General features: G+C 43.2%; 9 protein-coding genes and 1 pseudogene. 5 read left to right on the forward strand and 5 right to left on the reverse strand.

Going from position 1 to position 9,111, the window contains the following annotated elements; translation table 11 throughout:
* Positions 1 to 303: 303 nt before the first annotated feature.
* From csaB to AC805_RS05480, 4 genes are all read right to left on the reverse strand, one after another.
* The gene (csaB, locus tag AC805_RS05465) at positions 304 to 1,347 is read right to left on the reverse strand and encodes a polysaccharide pyruvyl transferase CsaB (RefSeq protein WP_055074479.1); all 1,044 of its coding nucleotides are present in this window, start codon (positions 1,345 to 1,347) and stop codon (positions 304 to 306) included.
* A gap of 183 nt (positions 1,348 to 1,530) precedes the next feature.
* On the reverse strand, positions 1,531 to 2,019 hold the full coding sequence (locus AC805_RS05470) for a hypothetical protein (RefSeq protein ID WP_055074480.1): 489 nt from the start codon (positions 2,017 to 2,019) through the stop codon (positions 1,531 to 1,533).
* Positions 2,020 to 2,416: 397 nt separating this feature from the next.
* The gene (locus AC805_RS05475) at positions 2,417 to 2,764 is read right to left on the reverse strand and encodes an FHA domain-containing protein (protein WP_009626272.1); all 348 of its coding nucleotides are present in this window, start codon (positions 2,762 to 2,764) and stop codon (positions 2,417 to 2,419) included.
* Between the two features lie 188 nt (positions 2,765 to 2,952).
* The gene (locus AC805_RS05480; protein ID WP_055074481.1) at positions 2,953 to 3,330 is read right to left on the reverse strand and encodes an FHA domain-containing protein; all 378 of its coding nucleotides are present in this window, start codon (positions 3,328 to 3,330) and stop codon (positions 2,953 to 2,955) included.
* Positions 3,331 to 3,610: 280 nt separating this feature from the next.
* Here AC805_RS05480 and prfB point away from each other — a divergent pair.
* The 5 genes from prfB to AC805_RS05505 all read left to right on the forward strand — a co-directional run bounded on the left by prfB (position 3,611) and on the right by AC805_RS05505 (position 8,473).
* Positions 3,611 to 4,718, forward strand: a protein-coding gene (gene prfB, locus AC805_RS05485) for a peptide chain release factor 2 (protein WP_156341314.1) whose coding sequence is annotated in 2 segments (ribosomal slippage) — positions 3,611 to 3,682 and positions 3,684 to 4,718 — 1,107 coding nt in all. Because the reading frame shifts where the segments join, the coding sequence is not laid out codon by codon here.
* Positions 4,719 to 4,948: 230 nt separating this feature from the next.
* The gene (locus AC805_RS05490) at positions 4,949 to 5,509 is read left to right on the forward strand and encodes a DUF4168 domain-containing protein (protein ID WP_055074483.1); all 561 of its coding nucleotides are present in this window, start codon (positions 4,949 to 4,951) and stop codon (positions 5,507 to 5,509) included.
* A gap of 376 nt (positions 5,510 to 5,885) precedes the next feature.
* Positions 5,886 to 6,995, forward strand: coding sequence for a type IV pilus biogenesis protein PilM (pilM, locus tag AC805_RS05495; RefSeq protein WP_055074484.1), 1,110 nt, complete (start codon positions 5,886 to 5,888; stop codon positions 6,993 to 6,995).
* Between the two features lie 10 nt (positions 6,996 to 7,005).
* Positions 7,006 to 7,713 (forward strand): PilN domain-containing protein, encoded by a 708-nt coding sequence (locus AC805_RS05500; RefSeq protein WP_055074485.1) that lies wholly within the window; start codon positions 7,006 to 7,008, stop codon positions 7,711 to 7,713.
* Position 7,714: 1 nt separating this feature from the next.
* The gene (locus AC805_RS05505; protein ID WP_055074486.1) at positions 7,715 to 8,473 is read left to right on the forward strand and encodes a hypothetical protein; all 759 of its coding nucleotides are present in this window, start codon (positions 7,715 to 7,717) and stop codon (positions 8,471 to 8,473) included.
* Positions 8,474 to 8,952: 479 nt separating this feature from the next.
* Here AC805_RS05505 and AC805_RS26730 read toward each other — a convergent pair.
* Positions 8,953 to 9,111 (reverse strand): annotated as a pseudogene (locus AC805_RS26730) (IS630 family transposase); the annotation flags it as partial.

Genomic DNA, 9,111 nt, shown 5'->3' on the forward strand with positions numbered 1-9,111 from the left:
TATAGATAATTCAAATAAAAACTACAGCTTCGACTTCGCTCAGCTAGCTTACACCGAGGGCTGAGCGAAGTCGAAGCCCGTCTACAAGTTATTTAAAACAACTATAAAACCCCAAAGAGAGTTGCCGCGCGGAGCGCGGCAACTCTCTTTGGGGTTTTGATTTTGTCCTAACAAAACTGGCGGTAGCTATACTAGCAGCGACAGCTAGAGGTCTACTTATTCTGTAGCTAGGCATCAAAACCAGAGAGCATACCGCCCGCTGCGCGGGCGGTATGCTCTTCTGGTTTTTAAGTTTAATTATGCCTAGCTACTTAATATTTTTTTATGAAGTAGTACATCTTGTTTTAGTTGACAAACACGCTGGGCGATCGCTTCATTTTTATGCTCTAAATCCCTAATCCAGATATCCGCTATTGTTCGCGCATCATCAGGCAAATCCGCCAATTCCCAACCTGAAATACCCAAATCTTCCATAAGATAAGAAACTTTTGGATCGTAGCTAATTGCCGAACAATGACAGCCTTCCGAGGCTGCCATGATCAATCCATGCAATCGCATCGCGATCGTTAAATCTACACCACGGAAGATCCCCTTTAGTTTACGCGGATCTTTTTGAATGATGATTTGGCTGCGTTTTGGAAATTTATCGTTGAGGGCATCACAAATTGCTTGGGCGATCGCTTTGTCTTGGGTTGGTTGGAATGGAATTAGCAAAAGATTTGCATTGGTTTGTTGCTGTATTAATTGGAGAGCCTCCGTAATGGTCGCCAGCCGACAAGAGGTCAGCATTGGATGCGATCGCAATACTACCGCCACCTTGGGTGTAGCTAAGTCTCGATATATATTCATCGGCTCTGCCTCTAGAGCCCATACAGGATCGGGTGCAACCATACTGTTAACCTGCCATTCCGTGAGCAAGAGGGCAGATTGACGATCGCGAACAGATATGGATTTACAGCCCTGAAAAGCTCGTTTAGCAATCCATTTACTTAACTTGCGCTGAAGAGGACCAACTCCCTGCGCCCAAGCGATCGTTTGCAAACCCATGCCCTGCGCTAGCCCCATCAAGCCGCCATAGTAAATTGGATTTCTGGCACTTGTGGCATCTTGCATCAAGCTCCCCCCTCCCCATATGAACAGATCCGAGCGACTGAGGACGCTCAGTAACCCAAATACCGAATAGCGATCGCTCGCTTCTACTTGGTGTAAATTTTCCGTAGCCTTAGGATTTGCCGATAATACTAGCGGTTGGACATCATCAGGCAACATTTGTAATAGGGTGGCAAGCAGAGCTTCATCACCACCATTACCCATCCCATAATATCCACATAAAACCGCACGCCGCATAGAATTCTGCCCAATATTTTTAGCTGGTTTGCCCTAGTCTCAACATCCCATTGTCGCGTATTTGTAACGTTTCGCACTTAAAAAAGTAAGGCAGAACAGAGTTCTGCCTTACTTTTTTAAACATAATATTTTAAACATAATAATTTTATCTAAAAGATGCGTGGCGACACCAAGCGCCGCTACTTACAGTGCGTAAGTCGCTCCGACTACCAATCCCACACCAATTACAAACCAAATGAGCGTGGTATAGTCGGCAAAAATCGAATTATTCCCCAACTGGATCAAGGCGATCGCTATACCTGTAATACTAGCGATCGCGATCGGTAATAACCAATGCAAATAAGAGCTTTTTGAGCGCTTAAGTGATTTTTTTAAGTTTTTAGAATTAGGAGTCGGCAGATAAACTTGGGTTTGAGATGACCGCTTCTTGCCTATAGAGGGACTTTCCTTGGTGCGGTAAGGCGTGGGATTTAACCCTGTTTTTGTCGGTAGCTGGCGAACTGCTCTCGCCTTGAGTTGCTTGCGATGCAGATATAACCGCTTCTCCAGATTTTTAAGACGAAACCAAAACAGGATTAACAGAGCGCTTGCAACTGCGCCCAAGGCGATCGCTACTTTTACTAAAATGAGCAGCAAATCTATGTCTTCTTGATTAGATAAAACAATTGCCATATATGCTGCAATGCCAGCGCTGTGCACTGAGGTGAACCCCTAGATTTTCGTGGAAAGCCTTTCTGAGCGACGGGTTCCCATAAAATCAAAAATTAGGGCGATCGCAATTTGTTGTCAGCCAAATTGCGGGTTTACTGGCTCTTATTGTTTCATCAAGCTCGAAAATTTATGCACTAGAAATCATCTGCAAAAATGTCTGCAAAAACATGAAAATAGAAAACCTAAAATTAGATAATGGCGGCGCTTTGCGCTGCCATTATCTGCTGAGTAATACCAATTCACTGAAGTAAGCCAACACTTTAGTGAATTAAAAAATAGACCCAGTAAGGTTTTACGATTCCCAAAATGGCAACGCCATTTTGGGAATCGTAAAACCTTACTGTTTTTTTGTTGAACTTTACGTTGGACTGCTGAGATAGGTTAATTCGACATTTGGCGCAAGCGTAATCACATCGCCATTACACAAATCGTAGGAAGACGCAACCTTCATATGATGATTAATAATCACCCCATTGACACTCGGCTTACCAGAGAGATCCCCGTCAATAATTCGATACTGATATCGTCCCCCTTCCCCAGGAACCCTAAGCAACACAGCATGTTGACGGGACACAAATCGTGAATAAAGTTGGATATTATTATTCACATCCCGCCCAATCGTGTACTTTAAACCATCAAGTGCGAGTTTTCTACTACCTCTCGCATCTGTGATTAATAGCGTGTGACTAACGTGTGTTGCGCTCATTAGCTCACCCAAAAAAGAAGTAGATATCGCTGTACTAGCGAAAAGTATATGTTATTGGTAGGCATTTGATTTAATCTCACGCTACTTTAACCTACAAATAGGATAGGATTATAGTCTTTTTAGATCGAAATTTAGCCATATGCCCCTAGCTGCGGTCGCTGCGGTGAAAGTTAAATGAGATCTGGTATCTACCATTTAGGTGCTAAATACAGAATATGCACTTCGGGGGCAAAAGTGACAATATCACCATCTTGTAAGGTGTGAGAAGAAATTTTATGTAGGGCGTTAAGGATAATTCCATTCTTGCTGCGTTTGCCCGATGCACTACCATCGATAATTCGATAACTATCTGGACGATTACGGTGGCGCACTTTCCTCAAGACGGCATGATACCTAGACACAAAGTCAGAGTCAAGACACACATGATTATCTGGTTCGCGACCAATTGTGTATTGATCTTCAACTAGGATCATTTTGCGAGTTCCGCAATTGTCAGTTACCACTAGAGTGTGGTTACAGGAAATATTGACGCTGATTTCTGATTCTTCATGAATTGTACTTGACATGATTTTTACCATTGCTACTTATCTAAGTCAGCTTGAGCATCAATTCGCATCATCTACCTTAAATAGCACTAAATATTACTGTACTAATGGACTGTATAGCTACCGCCAGTCTTATTAGGACAAAATTAAAACCCAAAATCATGTTGTCGCGCGGAGCGCGACAACATGATTTTGGGTTTTATGTCCTGAAGAAAATGAGTTGTAAGAATGAGCAGCAACCGCTTACCTTGCTTGCTATACAATACTCATCTGAAACAAGCTACCTTGGAGAACTATTTTAGTGGACATTACCGAAATTGCCCGCCAAACCCAGATTTTATCCCAGCGCCTGAGCATCGCTCAGGACTATCTTTGACGTACCTGCGATCGCGGCAAAAATTAGCGACCTCGAGCAAACTGCCGCACAACCAGAATTTTGGGAAAATAGCGATCAAGCACAAAAAACAATGCGGGAGTTAGATGCCCTCAAGTCCTATCTTGAAAAATTCGCGAGCTGGCGACAAACCATTGAAAATCTAGAGGCGATCGCTGAATTACTTGCCCTTGAAGACGATCCAGCCTTAGCTAATGAAGCAAAACAAAGTCTAATTCAACTACTGCAAGAGATGGATCGCTGGGATTTAGAGCAGTTGCTATCGGGGACATACGATAAGTACGACGCAGTTTTAACGATTAATGCGGGTGCGGGGGGGACTGATTCTCAGGACTGGACAGAAATGCTCTTACGGATGTATACCCGCTTTTGCGAGTCACAAGGTTACAAAGTGGAGATTTCCGAGATCTCCGAGGGAGAAGAAGCAGGTATCAAGTCAGTAACTTTGCTTGTTCATGGACGCTATGCCTATGGCTATCTCGCTCCTGAAAAAGGTACGCATCGCCTTGTCAGGATTTCACCATTTAATGCCAATGACAAGCGCCAAACTAGTTTTGCTGGTGTAGAAGTAATGCCATTACTGGAGGAGGATGTCGATCTCGATCTCGATCCCAAAGAATTAGAAATTACCACAACGCGAGCAGGTGGCAAAGGTGGTCAAAATGTGAACAAGGTAGAAACAGCGGTACGAATCACCCATTTGCCGACGGGGATCTCAGTACGCTGTACGCAAGAGCGATCGCAATTGCAAAATAAGGAAAATGCCATGCGATTGCTTAAGGCGAAGTTGTTAATTATTGCCCAAGAGCAACGTGCTCAGAAAATAGCTGATATTCGTGGTGATATGGTAGAAGCGGCATGGGGCAACCAAATTCGCAACTATGTGTTTCATCCTTACCAATTAGTTAAGGATTTACGCACAGGAGAAGAAACGACAAATATTCAAAATGTAATGGATGGCGATCTCGAACCATTCATTCAGTCATATTTGCGGCAACAAAATCAGCCCGTTTGAGTCAATATTTTTAAGGGTTAAATGTTTAATCGGATGGTTGCTTACTTTTAGTTTTAAGTAAGTGGGCTTGATTAACTACAAAATACAACCTGCGGCGCACGCTGCCCGTGCGTCGCGGGTTGTAGATCTAGATTTTAATTATGCTGAGGTACTTAGAGAAACATCAAAAGTAAGCTCCATCCCAAACAAAATTTGTACGTTACGTCCTTAGTATTTTTTGGCGATTGATTATGAATAGCAAACCTCAGCGACGATTGATTGATTTATCGGTTGATTTAAGGAACTATGGCAAGCCGCAAATAAGTTTAAGCTATAGATTAGGGCAAATTAGCCTATTGGGTTTATTTATGGTGGCAATCGGGGTGATTGCTGAGCCAATCCTTGGCGATCGCCTCTTTGCCTCTGCCCAGACCTGTGTCAAGCCATCTTCCCTTCAGAATTTTCTTACGAAAGTCACCATCGGTGACGACCATCTCACGCGCTATGCGGCGGCGGCGAATGCGATCGAAAACAAACGGTTAGAAATTTTCCGAACGGCAAAGAGTAATCCTGATTGGGGGAATGTTGCCAATCTTGCGGAGTCTCAACAAACTAAAGTCTGCGATCTGGCTAATCCTCCAGAATTTTTGCGATCGCTCTGCGCCGAGTTACGCAGCTATAGCGAAGAGGCAATTTGTCGTTATGGCTTTACCAATAAAGAATTTAACCAAATCACCATCGAACAAATGCAAAATCCTAATCTCAGGAGCGTGATTCAAGACCAACAAGTGCAGCTACGGGGCAATAAATAAAGGCGATCATTAGGACATACAACTCTTTGCGCTCAAATCTAAATCAAGAAAGCTTTTGAAAGTGTTGCGAAGCAACACTTTCAAAAGCTTTCTTGTGGTTCTTTTGCTCGAAAATTACTGTAAAAAACAAAAGTAGAGTGGTGGCGCTTCGCGCCACCACTCTACTTTTGTTTGTATGTTTTTTGGATAATTTGCTAAAACGGACAAAATCGTCTATAAGAAACAGGGTTAATTAAGGGCAAAACGATCCATCCTCGACAATAGTCATGATTATTTTTTCTTGTCCTATTGACAATGGTCACTTACAGTCTATAATCCCTCCATTGTTTAGTATGCCCAGTGCTACAAAAGCTACAAAACTCATAAAGACACGCTTATGTTCGGCTTAAAATTTGGCGGAAAGTCTAAAAAAGGTATCGGAATTGAAATTACTTCCGAGAAAGTAAACCTAGTTCAATTGCGCCGCAAGGGGCAGTCTTCTTACAAGCTAGTGACGTATGGTAGCGTCGAGCTTCCTGAAGGAACTGTTGAAGAGGGACGCATTCTCGATCCTGTAGCGCTGGGAGAAGTTATTCGCAGTTTGCTAGCAGACAAAAAGATAAAGGTCAAGAAAGTCGCGACAGCTCTACCTGGTCGAGAGACTGTGAGTCGCTTGATCCGATTGCCTGCGGAAATTCCCGATCTCGAATTGCGCGAAATGGTTCTCAATCAAGAAGCTAGTCTATATTTGCCTTTTCCCCGTGAAGATGCGGATGTAGATTATCAAAAGCTTGGCACCTCTCTAGATGATGATGGCATTGAGCGTATTGAAATCTTGATGGTGGCAACTCCTAAAGAGGTAACAGATAGCTACATCCAAGCATTAGAGATCGCCCAACTCCAAGTTGACATCGTGGAAGTTAGCAGTTTTGCTCTCATTCGTGCCATGCATAATGAGTTAGCAAGATTTAGTACCTTGGCGGAAGCTGTAGCGATCGTTGACATTGAGTATGAAGCAACCGAAATCACCGTAACCGTTGATGGAGTTCCTCAGTTCTCGCGCACCTTCCCGATTGGTACGGCGCAAATTCAGAATGCCCAGTTACGAGCCATTAACCTTCCTCCGAGGCGGACGACGGATATGGAAATGTTGAGTTCGACAGTTGTGCCTGTGCAGTCTATGGATACGGCAAGTTTAGCTGGTGGTGGCAACACTCCTGGTGATGCTGCGATTATGCGGGTGATTGGCGATCTCTCCGATGAGCTAAGACGATCCATCGATTTTTATACTAGTCAGTCTCCTGGTTCAGATGTCGTGCAGTTACTAATCGCTGGTCCTGGCGCTTGTATTGGGCAGTTAAATGAGTTTTTTAGCCAAAGACTTGGTATTGCGGCTATTGCTGTCGATCCACTTACTGCGGTAGGTGTAACTGTTGACAGTGATATACCCGTTCAGGAACGTATGGCGTTATCTGTCGCTCTAGGTCTAGGTTTGAGGGAGGTTTAAAATAATTGCTATGTATACACTTGATATTAATTTTCTAAGCGATCGCGTTGCTGAAGAAGCACAAGCGGTGGAACGTACGCCGATAGCTGATTCACAGTTTTTAATCTATGGTGGTGCAGTTGCGGCTGTTTCTCTTGCCATTGTGGGCGGTGCTTTTTTCGTTCTCAATAGTACCAATGAAGGAGTGCAACAGGAACTTTCATCTTTAACCGCAAAAGAAACTGCCCTAAACAGCAAAATCGCTGCTCTGAAAACCCAAGAAGATCAATTAAAGGCAATTCAAGGCAGAACTGGCGAGCTTGTCAATCTATTTGTGGGTAATTTACCCGTCAGTGCTATTGCCGATGACCTCAGAAAACGCACGCCAATTACGGTACAAGTAGATTCCATTACCCAAGCTTCAGCCGCCGCAACTCCCCAAGCTCCTGCATCAACAACAATTACTCTCAGTGGGAAGACGACTAGTTATAACGAGCTAAACGATTTTCTATTGTTACTCAAAGCCTCCCCCTTGCTAGACGATAAACAGACAAAGCTTCTATCGTCAACCTTGCAGCAAGGAACCTCTGAGAAAAACTTTAACCTAGTCAATTTTCAGATTCAAACAGCAGTTACTAGCAAAAGCCCATCGGAAATATTGCCAACACTCCAAAAGGCAGGAGCTGATGGATTAATTACTAGGGTCAATCTATTAAAGCAACAGGGAGTAATCAAATAAAATGACAAATGTGGGATCCGCTTCAGGAATTGAAGGTGGTGCTGGTGGTCTTACTTTATTTGGGATCACTTTTACATCAAAGATTTTAGGGATATTGATAGGAGTTGGTGGGGTTGCCCTTGCCGCCTATGTAGCTACTAGCTACGTCATGCCGATCTGGGATCAGGTGCAATCTGCCCAGAAAAATATCGATACCAAAAAGGATGCAATTAAGACCTTGGAGGTTCAGGTAGCTAGTAAGGGCAATATCGCTCAAAAAATTGAAGAAGCCAATCAACAAAACAAATTTGTACTGTCGCTTTTGCCTAGTGTAGACAATATTGATACCTTAATTCGCGATATCCAAGAACAAATTCCTAAGACAATCGTGATCGCACTACCCCCAAATTTTTCCTATGAATTAGCGGGAACGATGCGAACTTTTCAACCTTCGGCATCTGTTCCAGGCGCACAGTACGATTCTTATTCCTTTACGATTGGATTTGATGGCAAATTTGAAGATGTATTGAGTACCATTCAAAAAATTGAGCGACTCAAACCATTACTAGTTATAAAGGACTTGAAATTGACTAAAAAAACTCTTCCAGTTGCAAACTTCAAATTCTCACGCCCGATCGCAGCTGGCAAAGAAAAAGAAATTCTAGATATCTTGCCTCCACTCATTGGTGCGGACTTCACCTTACAAGCTTTCGTGCCTAAAACGGAAGCCGAGCTAAAGGCTGCTGCCGCTGCTGCCGCTGCGACACCTCCCAAAAAATAACAATTTGCTGAGAATCAACACCGATAAAGATCGCGATTTTGTTCTCTAAAACAGAGAATATCATTCAATAATCGCAATTCTTTGATATTTGTTGTTCAGGAGCTATTATTTTTTTTGATTCAAAATTGACTTTGTGTGGTATAATCTCGACCCATAATCGCGTCAATTCTGTCTTAGTTGTGTCATTCCTTTAGGGCATGTTCAATTTTTTACAGGTCTACTACTAAAGATTAAGCGTATTGAGTTCCGTAAGGAGCATGAGGAGTGTAATTATGAATGCGAAGTTGAATGTGAAGCTGAATATGAAACTGAATGATAGGTTGAATGTGAAACTGAATAGAAAGTCTTTGGCTTGCTGGTTTCTAATTGCGGCAAGTTGCCCCCAGGCATTTTTGATCGCGCCGAGCCAATCTCAAACTACGCCCCAAAGCTCTATTTCAGCAAATTCAACCGATGTCGCGGCGGTGGCTAGTAGGCAGTCAAGTAATTATTGACGGGTAGAGGCGAAGCAATTTAATGCGAGCATCAGCAGTAGTAAATTGCCAATTGACTTTACAAGAGAGAGAATTCCTGCGATTTTCCCAAGCCGAGACTTCCTGAATCAAAAGCTGTTTATCAGGAATACGACGGTCGAGACA

Source organism: Pseudanabaena sp. 'Roaring Creek' (genome assembly GCF_001402795.1).
Taxonomy (GTDB): domain Bacteria; phylum Cyanobacteriota; class Cyanobacteriia; order Pseudanabaenales; family Pseudanabaenaceae; genus Pseudanabaena.

What these genes read in the sequence shown, in the direction of transcription:
- csaB (WP_055074479.1), bottom strand. Translation starts at nt 1,347, where the DNA reads ATGCGGCGTGCGGTTTTATGTGGATATTATGGGATGGGTAATGGTGGT.
- AC805_RS05470 (WP_055074480.1), bottom strand. Translation starts at nt 2,019, where the DNA reads ATGGCAATTGTTTTATCTAATCAAGAAGACATAGATTTGCTGCTCATT.
- AC805_RS05475 (WP_009626272.1), bottom strand. Translation starts at nt 2,764, where the DNA reads ATGAGCGCAACACACGTTAGTCACACGCTATTAATCACAGATGCGAGA.
- AC805_RS05480 (WP_055074481.1), bottom strand. Translation starts at nt 3,330, where the DNA reads ATGTCAAGTACAATTCATGAAGAATCAGAAATCAGCGTCAATATTTCC.
- AC805_RS05490 (WP_055074483.1), top strand. Translation starts at nt 4,949, where the DNA reads ATGAATAGCAAACCTCAGCGACGATTGATTGATTTATCGGTTGATTTA.
- pilM (WP_055074484.1), top strand. Translation starts at nt 5,886, where the DNA reads ATGTTCGGCTTAAAATTTGGCGGAAAGTCTAAAAAAGGTATCGGAATT.
- AC805_RS05500 (WP_055074485.1), top strand. Translation starts at nt 7,006, where the DNA reads ATGTATACACTTGATATTAATTTTCTAAGCGATCGCGTTGCTGAAGAA.
- AC805_RS05505 (WP_055074486.1), top strand. Translation starts at nt 7,715, where the DNA reads ATGACAAATGTGGGATCCGCTTCAGGAATTGAAGGTGGTGCTGGTGGT.